Genomic DNA, 16,825 nt, shown 5'->3' on the forward strand with positions numbered 1-16,825 from the left:
TGTTTTTCTGGCACAAACCAACTAGGAAAGAAGGTTTTGAGAAGTAGAGTGAAATAAAAGGCATCAGTTGATGCCTTTTTGAGCCATTTGTTGATCTTATTGGGACACACTGCCATCTATGGCGCGTTGAATACCCAGTGGGTTCGACGCTTTTAATGAATCCGGCAATAAAGATTCTGGCAAAGCTTGATAAGAGACCGGACGCAACCAACGATGAATAGCCTCCGCACCGACAGATGTTGAGGCAGAATTGGTTGAAGCCGGATATGGTCCACCATGAACCATAGCGTAACCAACCTCGACGCCAGTTGGCCAACCGTTGAATACAAGGCGTCCGGCGATTTCTTCCAAACTTGGAAGCAGTTGCTTGGCTTGTTCTTCGTCTTCAGCGGTAGCGTGAAGGGTTGCGGTGAGCGATCCAGTCAGTGAATCACTCAGTTTCAACATGTCATCGAAATCTTCACAGATTACGATTAACGATTGAGGACCAAATATTTCTTCCTCCCATTGCGGGTTTTCACGCCAGTTTTTACTGTCCGTCACGAACAGTGCTGGTGAGACATTGGTCGTTTCTGCTTGTTCAGAACGAGTGACGTTAATGCCTGTTTCGGAAGCTCGCTTATCCACTTCGGATTCATACGTTTCTCGGATTCCTTGCGTTAGCAAAGTGGCCGTTGATTGTTGTCGAATTAACCCTTGAGCGATTTCGATAAAGGCTTGCGTTTCTGGGCTATTCAAGACAAATACAACGCCTGGTTTTGTACAAAATTGTCCACAGCCCAAAGTCATAGAAGCCACAAACTCTTCAGCCAATGAGGCGTTTGCTCGTATGGCTGAAGGGAGAATAAATGTTGGGTTAATCGCCCCTAGTTCACCATAGAAGGGGATTGGCTCTGGTCTTTGCTGAGCTAGATTGAACAGCGCACGGCCACCACCGACGGAGCCTGTAAACCCAACCCCTTTAATTTTTGGATGGGTAACGAGTGCTTGGCCAAGTGCGCGTTTGTTGCCTTGCAATAGCGTGAAGATGGCTTGCGGTAAGCACTCTTTCTCCAGTGCAGCCTCAATACACTCTGCAACAAGTTGACTGGTGCCAGGGTGGGCGGTATGGCCTTTTACAATCACAGGACAGCCAGCTGCCAGTGCCGAAGCCGTATCACCACCTGCCGTAGAAAATGCGAGCGGAAAATTAGACGCACCAAACACGGCGACAGGGCCAATTGCGATTTGTTGACGGCGAATATCTGGTTTTGGCAGTGGTTGACGGTTTGGGTTTGGCGTATCGAAAATTGCTTGATGGTGATTACCCGATCTCACAACCTCGGCAAATAGTCTTAATTGGCTCGCGGTACGTCCTATTTCACCGCTTAAACGTGCTTCGGGAAGGGCAGTTTCCAAATGAGCACGAGCAACGATTTCTTCACTCTTCACTTCCAATTCAGAGGCGATAGAGCAAAGTAAGCTCGCTCGCTTTGCATTGCTTAGTTGGCGAAACTCACGCGCAACGCTTTGGGCGGCTGAGGCGGCTTGATTAACTTCTTGCTCTCCATGTACCGGAAACGCTATAGGTAGAGGCTCACCAGTAAAGGCGTTGACTGCGTAAAAAGTGGTTGGTTCTTGTGGGTTCATCATTCTTCCTTACTATCCTTATTACTTCACTTCAAATCCGTACGCATATGGGTCTTCATCGTCTACCCATATCGTGTTGTGACCGTATACTTGTGCCCATCCTTCAATGCTTGGCAAAATAGCGGCTTTGCCATTCACTTCGGTAATGCCTTCTATACGTCCTTGAAATAGGCTGCCGATGATACTTTCGTGAACAAAGTCTTCCCCTTGAATGAGTTTGCCTCTTGCATGCCATTGCGCCATACGTGCACTTGTTCCCGTACCACATGGCGAACGATCCAATGCTTTGTCGCCGTAAAACACAGCATTTCGGGCGGTGGCGTTTTCTTGAGTGGGCTCTCCGGTCCATAGCACGTGAGAAACACCGCATACTGTTGGATCTTCTGGATGTACGCACTCAACCGCTCGAGATACCGCTTCGCGAACTTTTGGTGAAAGCATCAAAATTTCATCTGGAGAGTAGTGTTCAAGTCCGGCATAGTTTTCTTGAGGATCGACGATTACGTAATAGTTTCCGCCATAAGCAACATCGACAGTGAGCTCACCTAAGCCCTCTATGTCCACGGTTACGTCTTGGTGGGCAAGGTAAGCTGGTACGTTAAATATCCTCACTGACGTGACCTTGTCACCTTTTGTTTGGTAGTGCACTTCGATTTGTCCTGCTGGGACATCAAGTATCAAACGGCCTTCTTTTTTGGGAGTGATAAGGCGATTCTCGATAGCGGTAGTGACGGTTCCAATGGTGCCGTGGCCACACATTGGTAAGCAGCCACTGGTTTCAATAAACAGAATTGAAGCGTCTGCGTTATCGCTGCAAGGAGGCAAGACAACTGACCCCGACATCATTGAGTGTCCGCGAGGCTCAAACATGAGTGCCTGACGAATCCAATCATAATGCTCAAGAAAGTATTGGCGCTTTTCGCTCATGGTCTTGCCTTCGAGTGGAGGCACACCGCCTGCGACCAGCCTAACTGGGTTGCCGCAGGTGTGGGCATCAATACAGAAAAAAGTTCCTTGTCTCATTTTTCGCTCCTTGCTGAAAAAATGGTTGAATTAAACAATAGCGATGTTAACGTAATGTAAAATATATTGTATACAATCTGCGTTTTCAAGTGTGACTCGGAGCATATTTATGTTGGTCAAGGATGAAACAAAAAAGGAAAGGATCGCCGTGATAGGTGCGGGGATTATTGGCTTATCAATTGGATTGAAGTTGCAGCAGCAAGGTTATCAAGTCACAATTTTTGATCCCAATGGCGTGGGGAATGGATGCTCTAAGGGAAATGCAGGTCATATCGCGACTGAGCAAATCTTCCCTCTTGCAACGCCAGCGCTGCTTCCACAATTACCTAAAATGCTGCTAGATCCCAAAAGTCCGGTTTCGATCCGTTGGCAAGATATTCCAAGCACTATCGGGTGGATGATTCGTTTTCTATTACAAACAAAGCCATCAGCCGCGGAGCAGGCAAAAAACGCGATTAAAACTCTTAACGAGCGGTCAGTGGCAAGTTGGCGTGGCGTGCTTGATTCAATCGGAAAAGCGCATCTAATAAAAATGAATGGTTCATTGCTCACTTTTGAAAACGAGAAACTGTTTAAAGACTACCAAAGTACGCTTAACTCACTGGCCAAAAACGGTGTGGCGTATCAAGTTTGGACGCAAGAGGCGATTCGAAAGCGGATACCTGATCTCAGCCATAAGGTTCGTGTCGGCGTCTTTTTTCCCGATACAGGACATACGCTAGACCCTTATCAGATCTGTGTTGAGCTAAGTGAAGCTTTTGAAGCTCTTGGCGGTAAGATTTTACAAAAAGGTGTATCTGCGTTGGAGAAAAATGGTGATGTGTTGGTTGAGTCTCAAACACATTCATTTGACCGAATCATTGTTGCCGCTGGTGTACATTCTAAGCCTTTGATATGGCAGCTAACCGGAGTCAAAGTGCCTATTCAAGCCGAGCGTGGTTATCACCTAATGGTGGATGACAAGCGTGATGTACTGCCATTTCCTATTAGCTCTGCCGATAGAAAATTCATCATGACTCCGATGTCTGGCGGGCTACGCTTGGCAGGCACTGTTGAGTATGCCGATGTAGAATCACCACCCAATATGAAACGTTCAGAAATGCTTTTTCAGTTAGGTGATGAGATGTTTGAATCGGAGTTAAATCCACTCAAGCAAGGAGAAAAGTGGATGGGTAATCGGCCTTCAACAGTCGACTCGTTACCGGTTATTGATAGCATTTGGGATGGAAATGTATTACTGGCATTTGGCCACCAACACCTTGGATTAACTCAAGCGGCGATTACGGCAGATCTCCTTTTAGAGCTTATCGAAGGAAAGCCGACATCGATTGATCTATCACCTTTTTCATTACAACGATTCGCCTGAAAAATTTAATATTAAATATTGTATAAAATATATTAAGTGCTAATGTTAACTTAATTTTAACAAAAATGGTGTCCAACAGCCGTACTCGGATGCCTCCAGAAAAACAACCAAAAGGAGTAAAACATGTCACGAATGACCAAAGCACCATTGGCGCTGTTGATTTCAGGAATGCTGTTGGGGGCCTCTGCTTATGCTGAAGACAAATTGACGGTCGTATCTTGGGGTGGTGCATTCACCAAGAGCCAAGTGGAGGCATATCATAAGCCTTTCATTAAAAGAACAGGTGTTGAGATCGTATCCGAGGATTTCAGCGGCGGATTAGCTGAAATTAAAGCACAGGTGGAAGCGAACAACGTGCGCTGGGATTTGGTTTCTCTCGACAAGCCAGACATTGTTCGTGGTTGCGCCGAAGGGTTACTAGAACCAGTGAACCCAAGTATTTTGCCTCCGGGCGCAGATGGAACACCAGCACAAGAGGATTTTATTGATGGTGCGATTCACGAGTGCGCAATCAATACCATCGTAGTGTCCACTGTATTAGCGGTGAACGAAGACGCGTTTAAAGGTAAGGCTTTGCCAAGCAAGTTGACCGATCTTTTTGACCTAAAAACTTTTCCAGGTCGACGTGCATTGCAAAAACAACCTCAGGGCAATCTTGAGTGGGCACTATTGGCTGATGGTGTAAAGCCAGAAGAGGTCTACAGCCTGCTCGAAACCGAAGCGGGGCGTGAGCGTGCTTTTGCTAAGTTGGATACGATCAAATCAGAAGTACTGTGGTGGACAACAGGTGCCCAGCCACCTCAAATGCTTGCAGACAAAGAAGTGGTGATCGCCTCGGCGTTTAACGGCCGAATCCACAATGCCCGTAAGGATGAAGGTCAACCATTTCGGATTATATGGGACCGTCAAATGGGTTACATGAATGGATGGGCGATACCTAAAGGGAGTGAGAACACAAAGCTTGCATTGGACTTCATTGCTTTTTCTTCAGGAACAAAACCATTAGCTGATCAAGCTAAGTACGTTGCCTATGGGCCTACGCGTAAGTCGTCTTCGGCGGAGGTGAACCCAGACATTTTAGCGAACCTTCCTACCGCACCTCAAAACTTCCAAACCGCCTTCCTGATTAACGATGAATGGTGGTCAGACTACGCGGATGAACTCAATGAAGAGTTCAATACCTGGCTGCTTAACTAGGCGTTAATTTGTGTATGGGGTCGAGTTTTCATCCATAAGCGAGGTTCCGTACTTTCCTCAACTGTATTTATGTTTTCGGAGAAATGATGAAAGTCATCGAAGCACAGCAAGTCGCGCAATGTTTAACAATGAAGTCTCTTATTGAAACGATGCGTGAAATGTACTCGCGGCCAGCAACAATACCTCAACGCCGAGTCATGCCCTTAGAAGAGGGAGAATACGAGGCGTTTGCGCTACTTCCAGCTTGGAACCAGGAGTTGATTGCGGTGAAAGCCTTTACGTATTTCCCGCATAACCCTGAGCAAGGCAAAGATACGCTTGCATCTAAGCTGCTTGTTTTTAGACGAAACGATGGTGAGCCGCTCGCACTCGTGGACGGTAAAGTTTTAACGTTTTGGCGCACCGCCGCAGCTTCTGCGTTGGCAGCGGACTATTTGGCGCGTCCCGATGCTGATCGTCTGTTGATCTGCGGAACGGGCAATCTTGCGCCTTATTTTGCGTGGGCATACGCTGCGGTTCGCCCACTTAAGCAGGTTTATATTTGGGGGCGTAACTCAGATAAAGCCGAGGCGACGGTAGATGCCATTGTGTCATCTTCAGAGTATCAGTCGCTTCCTGATGAGCGTCGGTTTCGCGTTTCAGTCGTAGAAAAAGTGGACCACGTTATCAAACACGTTGACATCATCAGCTGTATTACTGCATCAGCAGAGCCTTTGTTTAATGGCGCAGACGTGCAGCCGGGCACCCATATTGATTTGGTCGGTAATCATGACTTGGACAAGCGTGAATGTGACTCTGAAGCAGTGCAACGAGCACAGGTGTATGTTGATAGCCGTATTAATGTATTAGCCGAAGCGGGCGATCTTCTCATTCCAATTCAAGAGGGCGTATTCACGTCAGACGATATCAAAGGGGAATTACCGCAGCTTTGCGCCCAACAAATCTCAGGACGTCAAAACGATGAGGTCATTACTTTATACAAATCAGTTGGCAGTGCTTTGGCTGATTTGGCCGCTGTAAAGGCGGTGTTGTTAGAAAATGGCATAGATAGCCATGTCTGAGCATTTTCGCTCGTTTATTTAAATTGCATACAATATACATATAAGGAAAGTAGTTCATGAAAATTGATTGGAAAGGTGTTTATCCGGCGGTCAGTACGCAATTTCGTCAAGATCAGTCAATCGACTTAGACGCAACGCAAACCGTTATAGACAACCAGATTAAAGATGGTGTGAATGGCATTATCTGCTTGGGTACCGTCGGTGAGAACTGCGCGTTGTACCCGGAGGAGAAACGCCAGGTCTTGCAAGCGGCAAAAGAAGTCGTAAATGGCCGTGTGCCTTTGATTGCTGGTACAGCAGAGTCTATTACCACAGCAGCTGTTGATTACATGCAGGATGCGTACAAAATTGGTATCGATGGTTGTATGGTGATGCCTGCCATGGTTTACCGCACGTCTGAGAGCGAAACGTTCGAATATTACCGCACGCTAGCAGAAGCAACGCCAGAAATGCCAATCATGATTTACAACAACCCGGTTGCTTATGGTGTAGATGTAAACCTCGATATCATGGCGAAACTGGCTGAGTTTGAAAGCATTGTAGCTATCAAAGAGTCGACCACTGATACTCGTCGTATCACTGAGCTTTACAATAAATTTGATGACCGCTTTACCGTGTTCAGCGGTGTTGATGACATCGCTCTTGAATCATTGATGCTAGGTGCGACCGGCTGGATTTCTGGTTTAACCAACGCATTCCCAGAAGAATCCGTCGCGATTTATAAACTGGCAAGCCAAGGTCGTTATGCTGAAGCGTTAGAAATCTACCGTTGGTTCTTACCGCTACTGCGTTTAGACACCATTCCTACGCTGGTTCAGTGCATTAAATTGGCCGAGCAAGTCTGCGGACGTGGATCTGAACAAGTTCGTGCGCCACGCCAACTTTTACAAGGTGAAGAGCGTCAACAAGTCATTCAAATGGTTGAACATGCGTTAGAAACCCGGTTAGACCTATCCAAATACAATCCGTAATTGTGCTGTTTAGTAGAGCGTTAACTGACGCTCTACTTATTCGTAATATTCAAAAAATGAGAAGAGGGAAGTCATGAGCACGGAAAACAAGGACTATGTCAGCTTTCAACACGTTAAGAAAACCTACGATGGCACGAATTTGGTGGTGAAAGACTTCAACTTAGATATTGCTCCTGGAGAGTTTGTTACTATGTTGGGGCCGTCAGGATCGGGCAAGACCACTTGCTTGATGATGCTAGCAGGCTTTGAAACTGCGACCGGTGGAGACATTTATATTGATGGCGTTCCTGTTAATCATCTCGCGCCGCACAAGCGCGATATTGGTATGGTGTTTCAAAACTATGCGTTGTTTCCACATATGACCATTGCTGAGAATCTTGCGTTTCCTTTAAAGGTGCGAAAACTCGACAGTGACACGATTCAAAGCAAAGTTCAGAGTGTATTAGAAATGGTCGAGCTTGAGCATGTTGCGACTCGATACCCGAAGCAGTTATCAGGTGGTCAACAACAGCGTGTTGCGTTAGCGCGAGCATTAGTGTTTGAGCCTAAACTCGTGTTGATGGATGAACCACTAGGCGCGTTAGATAAGCAGCTGCGTGAGCAAATGCAGATGGAAATTAAACATTTGCATGAAAAGCTTGGCATTACCATTTTGTATGTGACGCACGATCAAGACGAAGCTCTCACTATGTCCGACCGTATTGCGGTTTTTAATCACGGCGAAGTGCAACAGCTCGCGACACCAACCGAGCTTTATGAATCTCCGAGTAATACGTTTGTTGCGCAGTTTATCGGAGAAAACAACCAACTCTCAGGTTTAGTCAAAGAGTGGGACGGAAAGTATTGCCAAGTGCTCGTTGGGAAAGAGTTATTTACTGCGAAACCTGTCAGAGTCTCTGAGCAAGGGCAGAGAACAACACTTTCCATTCGACCAGAAAAGATTGTTATTCAACCAGAGAAAGCGTCTTGTGAGAACCAAGTCTCGGGCGTCCTACGAGAATTGATTTATCACGGTGATCATTATCGTCTGGTCGTCGAAGTAGAGAGCGTTGGTCACTTCATCGTTAAAGTACCTAACGATAATCGTAAACACTTGCAGTTAACGCCTGGCTCAATTTGTCGTATTGGTTGGCAAAGTGACGATTGCCATGCTCTTGATGGGACACAAACTCAAAGTAGCGAGGTAGCAGCATGAGTCGAGAGCTAACCGCATTAGATTCTGTATTGGAAATCGAACGCCAAGTTCATGAGCAAGAAACCAATTTGAAAGCGCAGTTGCAAAAGGCCGAGCGCCGAAAAAAGCTTCGCTCCATTATGCTCACAACGCCATTGGTGTGTTTTGTTCTGCTTACGTTTGCTTTTCCTATCCTCGACATGCTTTATCGAAGCGTGGATAACCGAGAAATATCCCTGTCACTACCACAAACTATTCAAGCCTTAGAAAGTTGGGATTATCAAGGTCAGCCTCATCAAGAAGTCATTGAGGCATTCTCTGTTGAAGTACTTGCGCTTTATCAAAGCAAAGAGCTGCCGAAAATAGCCAACCGGATGAATATTGAAGAGTCAGGTATGCGCAGTTTACTCATGAAAACCGGCAGAAAGTTGTCTCGTTTGACGTCGCTGCCGAGCTCGGTGACACAGTTGGCTAAGCTGGATAAGCGATGGACTAATCCTAAATATTGGGCGGCGTTTAAGAATCTTAGTGGCGCATTAACATTCAGTCACTATCTTGCAGCGCTAGACTTGCAAGTGAATGAGTTTGGAGACATTGAGCCCCAACCAGAAAAACGCCAAATATACGTCGACCTTTTCTTTAAAACTTTTTGGATGTCTATTTCAATCACCTTAATTTGTTTGGTGATGGCGTACCCCGTTGCTTACCTGCTTGCCAATTTACCTGATAAGCGCGCGAACTTACTTTTAATTATTGTGCTGCTGCCATTTTGGACATCATTGTTAGTCAGAACCACGTCTTGGATTGTTCTGCTGCAAAACCAAGGGGTCATTAATGATCTCCTTATTTGGTCGGGTTTTACTTCTGAGCGAATTCAGATGATTCACAATACCTTCGGAACGGTGGTGTCTATGGTGCACATTCTGTTGCCTTTTATGATCCTGCCTCTGTATAGCGTAATGAAAGGAATTAGCCCAACTTATTTCCGTGCCGCTCGTTCTCTAGGCGCGACGCCTTTCATTGCGTTCATCAAAGTTTATATGCCGCTTACGTTACCGGGGATAGGTGCGGGGGCCTTGCTTACTTTCATTCTTTCTATTGGCTTCTACATTACGCCCGCTTTGGTTGGTGGAAGAAGCGGACAGATGATCTCCAATATGATTGCCTATCATATGCAGACATCACTGAACTGGGGGATGGCTGGCGCATTGGGTGGACTGCTTTTGTTCGTTGTACTGGTTCTGTTTTATATATTCAACCGTGTGGTTGGTATTAATAACCTTAAGGTAGGAGGATAACCATGGCATTACCAAACTATGCATCAAAAGTAGAGCGAGTTGCTTACGCAGGTTACTTAGCTTTTTGTGGGTTGGTGCTGTTCTTTTTAATCGCTCCAATTCTGACCATCATCCCGTTATCGTTTAATGCAACGCCTTACTTTACTTTTACCGAGGGGATGTTAAACCTTGATTCGGAAGCGTATTCTACTCGCTGGTATCAAGAAATGTTTACTAGTGATCAGTGGCTGTTGGCGCTGAAAAATAGCACGTTCATTGCTTTTATGGCGACACTCGTTGCAACAGGGCTGGGAACTCTGGCGGCGTTGGGTTTAGCAAGTAGTAACTTGCCTTTTCGCAATACGATTATGGCGCTGTTGATCTCGCCCATGATCGTACCAGTCATTATCTCTGCTGCTGCGATGTACTTTTTCTACACACGCCTTGGCTTATCACAAACTTATTTAGGCGTCATTTTGGCACACGCTGCGTTAGGTACGCCTTTTGTCGTCATTACCGTTACTGCGACGTTAAGCGGCTTTGACCATAGCTTGGTAAAAGCGGCGGCTAGCTTAGGAGCAAACCCTGTTTATACTTTCAGACACATTACCTTTCCTCTGATTCGTCCGGGGATGATTTCTGGCGGCTTGTTTGCTTTTGGCACTTCGTTCGACGAGGTTGTGGTGGCGTTATTCCTGACTGGGGCAGAACAAAAAACCGTTCCGAGGCAGATGTGGTCAGGAATTCGAGAGCAAATTAGTCCGACCATATTGGCGGTCGCTACGTTGTTGGTTTTTATGTCGGTGTGTTTGCTCGTGATATTAGAAGTTTTACGTAGACGTAATGTACGCATTAGAGGCATTCAAGAATGACCAGACTTTTTCTTTGTTGGTCACTTTGCACTTTTGTTTAGGGGCACCTCAATTTTTGATCAAATGCGCCTCATTGTAGGCGCTTTTCTTTTGTGTTTATCATCAGCGATGACTGACATGTCACTCTTGTAGCTTAAGGCCAGCCTGCTCGAAACGTGCCAAAGGCGACTTGTTTGATCGCTGATACCAACTAGCTGGCATGTTTGGTTTAAGTCGGGCTTTCTCTTCCTTGCTAATCACAACATAGTGCAAAAACGCATTAAGTGTGGTTACCATCACGTTAAACGTCATTTCCCCATCTTTGCTGATGGATTTCAATAACCCAACGACGGTTTCCTCAGAGACTAACGGTTCAACCACCGCCTTTTTTCGCTCTTTTATTGATGTTGAAGCGGGCAGGTTTGCACGTGCCGTCTCCCAGCAAACTTTGTTGGTTTTACTGACAAGGTTGTGCTTGTAGCAGTAGTAACTGAATAAAAAGCGTGGCAGGTTTTGCCAGCGTTCGGCTTGGACTTCTAACCAAAGATGTTGTAGCTCAATATCAGCGTCGGTCATAGGAGTTGTTTAGCAAAAAGAAAAGAAACCATTTTATCGCTTTTGTGAGGAGCAATAAAAGATATTTGAATGGAAAGATAAACAACTAGTTGATCAATATTACTAAAGCAAATCGATTTCTGGCAAGCTCGTGCAACGGCAACTCGAGTACCAAAAACTGACACCGTCACGTTCAGTTGTTAACAAAATGTTTCATCTTGTCTTGCGAGTAGATTATATGGAGATGCTCTTGCAGTAATAAGGGTAGTGGCGATGCAAAAGACGTAATGCATTTAAGGAAAACTCAATATAGAAGAAATTAGATGGAACTGAAGACTTTGAGTGTCGCGATTGCGACAACATTAACCAGCACTGGCGTATTTGCGTTAAGCGAGCCAGTTTCTCAAGTTACAGAGCAACATGCACATTCGGCTCATACACACGGTGTTGAATCCAATCGAGTTGAATACCAACCAACCGCAACTCTCCCTATTCAGCCCTCCAAGGCAACTCGAGTACAGTCACTTGAAAGCCTTGATGAGTCGAGCACTGCTTGTGATTTGGAAGCATTGGTTACCGAAAGCAGTAACCAATTGATCAGCGAAATTTTAAGTCAGGGCGCGACGTGCGTGAACCAGTTATTCTCTGCTGAAAGTCGGGTTCAGGAGTCGGTATTTAGCTCCGATCATATGTACAACATTGCGAAGCGCACTACGACATTGGCGAAGGGGTATACAGGTGGCGGGAGCGATGAACTCGAAACGTTTTTCTTATACTTGCGCGCGGGTTATTACGCCGAGTTTTACAATGACAACATCTCATTTATTGAATGGGTTACCCCAGCGGTGAAAGAATCCGTGGATGCGTTTGTTAATAACGCAAACTTCTATGAGAACAGCGACCGTCACGGCAAAGTGCTTAGTGAAGTTATCATCACTATGGATAGTGCGGGCTTGCAGCACGCGTACTTACCGCAAGTGACCCAGTGGCTTACACGTTGGAATGATCAATACGCCCAGCACTGGTATATGCGCAATGCAGTTAACGGTGTTTTCACTATTTTGTTTGGTGGGCAGTGGAACGAGCAATTTGTGCAAATAATTGGCAACCAAACGGACCTTGCCAAAGCTTTAGGCGATTTTGCTCTGAGGCCGTCATCAATCGGTGCTGAAGATGAGTTCATGGCCGCGAATGCGGGGCGAGAGCTCGGGCGTTTGATCAAGTATACGGGTAACGCGAGTTCTGTTGTGAAGAGTCAGCTGAGTCGAATCTTTGAACAGTATGAAATGTATGGTCGGGGTGACGCGGTTTGGCTTGCGGCGGCGGACACTGCCTCATATTACGCAGATTGTAGTGAGTTCGGAATTTGTAATTTCGAAACTGAGCTAAAAGGCTTAGTGCTATCGCAAACTTATACTTGTAGTCCAACAATTCGAATATTGTCCCAGAATATGACGCAAGAGCAACACGCGGCCGCATGTTCTAAAATGGGTTACGAAGAGGGTTACTTTCATCAGTCATTAGAAACTGGTGAACAGCCAGTAAAAGATGACCACAATACTCAGCTCCAAGTCAATATCTTCGATTCAAGCACCGATTATGGTAAGTACGCAGGGCCAATTTTCGATATTAGTACTGACAATGGCGGTATGTACTTGGAAGGCGATCCTTCCCAGCCGGGGAATATTCCCAACTTTATTGCTTATGAAGCCTCTTATGCGAACGCGGATCACTTTGTCTGGAACTTAGAGCACGAATACGTGCATTACTTAGATGGTCGATTTGATCTCTATGGAGGGTTTAGTCATCCAACTGAAAAAATAGTGTGGTGGAGTGAAGGCATTGCAGAGTATGTCGCTCAAGAAAATGACAACCAAGCAGCACTTGAGACGATTGTAGACGGCTCGACATATACCTTAAGTGAGATTTTCGAGACTACTTATGATGGGTTTGATGTCGATCGAATTTATCGTTGGGGGTACTTAGCTGTACGTTTTATGTTTGAAAATCATAAAGATGACGTAAACCAAATGCTGGTGGAAACACGCCAAGGGAATTGGAGCAATTACAAAGCAACGATCACCCAATGGGCGAATTTATATCAAAGTGAGTTTGAGCAGTGGCAGCAAGCCCTTGTCTCAAATGGTGCACCTAATGCAGTCATAACCGCAAACAACAAGGGGAAAGTCGGTGAAAGCATTACATTTAGCAGTGAAAACAGTACAGACCCAAACGGGAAGATCGTCAGCGTCTTATGGGACTTCGGTGATGGCTCGACAAGTACACAAACCAAGCCGACGCACCAATATGGGAGTGAAGGGGAGTATTCGGTCAGTCTAAGTGTGACAGACAGTGAAGGCTTGACGGCAACCGCCACTCATAGTGTTGTTATCTCAACGTTGGGCGGTAATGACACATTGCCACAAGACTGCGCGGTGCAAAGTAAAGTAAGCGGTGGACGCCTAACAGCAGGAGAGCCCGTTTGCTTGGCAAATCAACAAACCATTTGGCTAAGCGTGCCAGCGGTGAATGAGAGCTCAAATCTGGCGATAACGACGGGGAATGGTACGGGCAACCTAAAGCTTGAATACAGTAACTCTGGTTGGCCGGATGATACTAATCGTCACGGGTGGTCAGATAATATTGGTAATGGAGAGTGTATTACGTTGTCAAATCAGAGTAACTACTGGGGCTACGTTAAAGTCTCTGGTGACTTTGAGAATGCCGCCATCGTCGTTGATTTTGATGCTCAGAAGTGTCGTCAGTAGGGCATTTTAACTGCATCATTTTAATTTAATTGATCGCCTCGCTAACATTGCGGGGCGTTTTTGTTTTTCACGCCGTTATCTCTATAAAAAAACCAGCCCGAAGGCTGGCAAACAAGGAGTTTGAGATGAAAATGAAAACGTTATAAAGCTTGCTGATATCCTATTTCTCAATAAGTTGGGTTGTGCGTTGAAGCCAGTTTTTATCTTGCGTATCAAGAAAAGGGCTAAGTGCTTGATAGACTCGTGAATGGTAATGATTGAGCCAGTCTAGCTCTGCTTGCTCTAGCATTGATAAATCAAGGGCGTTGGTCGCAATTGGAGCAAGAGTGATGGTCTCAAAACCGTAGAACGTGCCGAACTCATTTTGTTCTACTTCTACAACTTTAAGAATGTTCTCTATTCTTACCCCGTACTCACCTTCGCGATAAACGCCTGGTTCATTAGTAATGACCATACCCGGTTTTAGCTCAACCTCATGGTGGCTTTGCGAGAAATTTTGTGGGCCTTCGTGAACATTCAAGCAAATGCCCACGCCGTGTCCAGTGCCGCACTTGTAATCAATACCATGTTGCCATAAGACGCCACGCGCCATGATATCAAGATTGGCACCCGTAGAGCCTTTCATGAATCGAGTCTGAGTCAGTCGGATGACCGCTTTGAGCACCAAGGTATAATCTTTGCGCTGCTTAATGGTCGGTGACCCGAAGTGGAAAGTACGGGTGATGTCTGTTGTCCCGCCAAGGTATTGGCCACCAGAATCGACGAGAAAGAAGTTGCTTTCATTGACTGCCGCATTGCTTTCTTCATCGGCGGCATAATGCATTTTTGCCCCGTGAGCTGCGAAGCCTGCGATAGTGCGGAAACTGTCACTCACATAATGTCGGGTTTGACGGCGATAGTGATTCAGTTGTGCCTCAGCAGACAATTCTGTAACGAGTCCGCTTGGAACTTGCTCTTCGAGCCAGTTCATAAACCTTACGATTGCCACACCATCATCTGTTAATGCCTGTTCTAGGCTAGTTAGCTCGGTCGCATTTTTTATGGCCTTCATTGCCGTTACAGGGCAAGCCATTTGCTTTAGATTCACATTCCCTTCAATCGAACTCACCAATAAGCTGTCTGTGTGGGTCGGGTTAAAAGCGAGCGATAATCCCTCACATTGCTGATTCAAATACTGACTTACGTAGTTGTAATGGCGAATGTGTACACTCTGCTCGGTCAGCGCTCTTTCAACGTCTTGAGGCAGTTTGGCTTTATCAATAAACAGTGTCGCAAGTGATTGCTCTACGACTAGATAGGCTTCAGAAACTGGGCAGTAATTCGTATCACCACCTCGAATATTCATTGTCCACATGACATCATCTAGCGTTGACACTAATAAGCTATCTACTTGGTTCTCGGTTAACCAAGAACGGATTCTCGCTAACTTATTTTCAGTGTCAACGCCAGCAAAAGCTGTGGGGTGCTCGAATACGGGTGCACTTGGGCGAGGTGGTCTTTCAAGCCAAATCGGTGTGAGTAAATCCAGGTCGACAATGATCTTAATGTTTTTCGTTTCAAAGGCTTGTTTGAGGCCTTGATAAAAAGCGTAACTGATGGCGCGCCCGTCAACCGCGACAATACTGTTTTCTGGGAGCGTGGTAGCCAGCCATTTGGCAATTGTCGGCGTTTCTGGTTGTTTGGCTTTAAACAGTTCAAGTCCTGTGCCGTGTAACTGTTCTTCAGCTTGAATATAGTAACGACCATCAGTCCACAGGCCACCACCTTGTTGGGTAATGACGACATCGCCTGCAGAACCGGTAAAACCTGAAATCCAGCTTCGCGCTAACCAATGATCTGCTGAGTATTCACTGTTATGTGGGTCATTGTTGGTCACGATATATGCAGACACGTTGTGAAAGGACATTGCCTCACGCAGTAACGTAAGGCGTTGGTTTACTGAGTTAGTATTGTTCATTAAATGGTTCCTAAAGTCATATTTGAGCAATAGATATGGTGCTGCTCCGAGCCTGTTTTTATTGGGTTCTGTTGCCCGCATACTTCGGTGGCTTCTGGGCATCGAGTACGAAAAACGCAACCGCTCGGTGGGTTAAGTGGAGAAGGAAGATCGCCGGGCAATAGTTGTATTTCACGGTCACGTGCTAATTGCGGATTAGCTATCGGGACAGCAGATAACAGTGCTTTGGTGTAGGGGTGTTGTGCATCATCAAATACTTTATCGTAACGTCCTACTTCCATAGGTTTACCAAGATACATCACCATAACGCGGTCGCTGATATGGCGCACCACGCTTAAGTCGTGCGCAATCATCACCAGTGTTAACCCCATTTCTTGTTTAAGATCGTCTAGAAGATTGATGACCTGAGCTTGTATGGAGACATCTAGCGCACTAACGGGTTCATCACACACGACCAAATCTGGATTGAGAATTAATGCTCTGGCAATGCCCACACGCTGGCATTGACCTCCGGAAAATTCATGTGGATAGCGGTTTCGCTGGCTCGCCAAGAGACCCACTTTATCCATCATAGCGATGACACGCTTTTCTACCTCTGCCCGTTTAAGTTGTGGCTCGTGGGTGAGCAGTGGTTCGGCAATGCATTCTGAGATGGTTAATCTCGGATTCAAACAAGAGGATGGGTCTTGAAACACCATCTGAAATTCTCTACGTCGAGAGGAAAGGTCTTTTTTACTAAACCCGAGCATGTCTTGACCTTTCCAAGTCAACTCGCCATGTGTAGGTTCAATTAAGCGAAGTAAGGCGCGTGCAAGCGTTGATTTTCCGCAGCCTGATTCCCCCACAATGCCAAGTGTTTCACCTCGATAAACGTCTAAGTCGATACCATTGACCGCTTTCACGATTTTACGTCGACTTGGAATAAGGTGACGCGACACAGGAAAGTGGACGTTTAAATCACGAGCAGACATGAGGACTTCTTTTTTATTCATAACG

General features: G+C 46.0%; 13 protein-coding genes. 8 read left to right on the top strand and 5 right to left on the bottom strand.

Annotated features, from left to right (window positions below; genetic code table 11):
* Positions 1-96: 96 nt before the first annotated feature.
* Both R8N28_RS06785 and R8N28_RS06790 read right to left on the bottom strand, forming a co-directional pair.
* Positions 97-1,629 carry an aldehyde dehydrogenase (NADP(+)) gene (locus R8N28_RS06785; protein WP_065274417.1) on the bottom strand — a complete coding sequence of 511 codons (1,533 nt, stop codon included), beginning with the start codon at positions 1,627-1,629 and terminating at the stop codon, positions 97-99.
* A 21-nt stretch (positions 1,630-1,650) separates the two neighbouring features.
* On the bottom strand, positions 1,651-2,652 hold the full coding sequence (locus tag R8N28_RS06790) for a 4-hydroxyproline epimerase (RefSeq protein ID WP_065274418.1): 1,002 nt from the start codon (positions 2,650-2,652) through the stop codon (positions 1,651-1,653).
* Between the two features lie 109 nt (positions 2,653-2,761).
* On the opposite strand from R8N28_RS06790, the gene R8N28_RS06795 reads away from it, so the two are divergent.
* From R8N28_RS06795 to R8N28_RS06825, 7 genes are all read left to right on the top strand, one after another.
* Positions 2,762-4,018, top strand: coding sequence for an NAD(P)/FAD-dependent oxidoreductase (locus R8N28_RS06795; RefSeq protein ID WP_033905157.1), 1,257 nt, complete (start codon positions 2,762-2,764; stop codon positions 4,016-4,018).
* A 123-nt stretch (positions 4,019-4,141) separates the two neighbouring features.
* Positions 4,142-5,215 (top strand): polyamine ABC transporter substrate-binding protein, encoded by a 1,074-nt coding sequence (locus tag R8N28_RS06800; protein ID WP_033905158.1) that lies wholly within the window; start codon positions 4,142-4,144, stop codon positions 5,213-5,215.
* Positions 5,216-5,301: 86 nt separating this feature from the next.
* Positions 5,302-6,276, top strand: coding sequence for an ornithine cyclodeaminase family protein (locus R8N28_RS06805; RefSeq protein WP_005377853.1), 975 nt, complete (start codon positions 5,302-5,304; stop codon positions 6,274-6,276).
* A gap of 56 nt (positions 6,277-6,332) precedes the next feature.
* Complete coding sequence (locus tag R8N28_RS06810; RefSeq protein WP_065274419.1) at positions 6,333-7,247, top strand: dihydrodipicolinate synthase family protein; 915 nt, start codon at positions 6,333-6,335, stop codon at positions 7,245-7,247.
* Between the two features lie 73 nt (positions 7,248-7,320).
* Positions 7,321-8,442: an ABC transporter ATP-binding protein gene (locus R8N28_RS06815; RefSeq protein WP_054866064.1), complete on the top strand. Its 1,122-nt coding sequence runs from the start codon at positions 7,321-7,323 to the stop codon at positions 8,440-8,442.
* A complete protein-coding gene (locus R8N28_RS06820; RefSeq protein ID WP_065274420.1) occupies positions 8,439-9,719 on the top strand; it encodes an ABC transporter permease in 1,281 nt (426 codons plus the stop codon). The genes R8N28_RS06815 and R8N28_RS06820 overlap by 4 nt, the downstream gene beginning before the upstream one ends.
* Before the next feature lie 2 nt (positions 9,720-9,721).
* Entirely contained in the window at positions 9,722-10,570 is an 849-nt protein-coding gene (locus tag R8N28_RS06825; protein ID WP_065274421.1) for an ABC transporter permease, read from the top strand.
* 120 nt (positions 10,571-10,690) lie between these two features.
* On the opposite strand, the gene R8N28_RS06830 is transcribed toward R8N28_RS06825, so the two are convergent.
* Complete coding sequence (locus R8N28_RS06830) at positions 10,691-11,125, bottom strand: hypothetical protein (protein WP_065274422.1); 435 nt, start codon at positions 11,123-11,125, stop codon at positions 10,691-10,693.
* A 302-nt stretch (positions 11,126-11,427) separates the two neighbouring features.
* On the opposite strand from R8N28_RS06830, the gene R8N28_RS06835 reads away from it, so the two are divergent.
* Positions 11,428-13,872 carry a collagenase gene (locus R8N28_RS06835; RefSeq protein ID WP_318183338.1) on the top strand — a complete coding sequence of 815 codons (2,445 nt, stop codon included), beginning with the start codon at positions 11,428-11,430 and terminating at the stop codon, positions 13,870-13,872.
* Positions 13,873-14,032: 160 nt separating this feature from the next.
* Here the strand turns inward: R8N28_RS06835 and R8N28_RS06840 are convergent, their stop codons facing one another.
* Together R8N28_RS06840 and R8N28_RS06845 are read right to left on the bottom strand one after the other, a co-directional pair.
* On the bottom strand, positions 14,033-15,829 hold the full coding sequence (locus R8N28_RS06840) for an aminopeptidase P family protein (protein ID WP_065274424.1): 1,797 nt from the start codon (positions 15,827-15,829) through the stop codon (positions 14,033-14,035).
* On the bottom strand, positions 15,829-16,821 hold the full coding sequence (locus R8N28_RS06845) for an ABC transporter ATP-binding protein (protein ID WP_065274425.1): 993 nt from the start codon (positions 16,819-16,821) through the stop codon (positions 15,829-15,831). Before R8N28_RS06845 ends, R8N28_RS06840 begins: the two co-directional genes overlap by 1 nt.
* Positions 16,822-16,825: the final 4 nt, after the last annotated feature.

Source organism: Vibrio sp. Vb1554 (genome assembly GCF_033344235.1).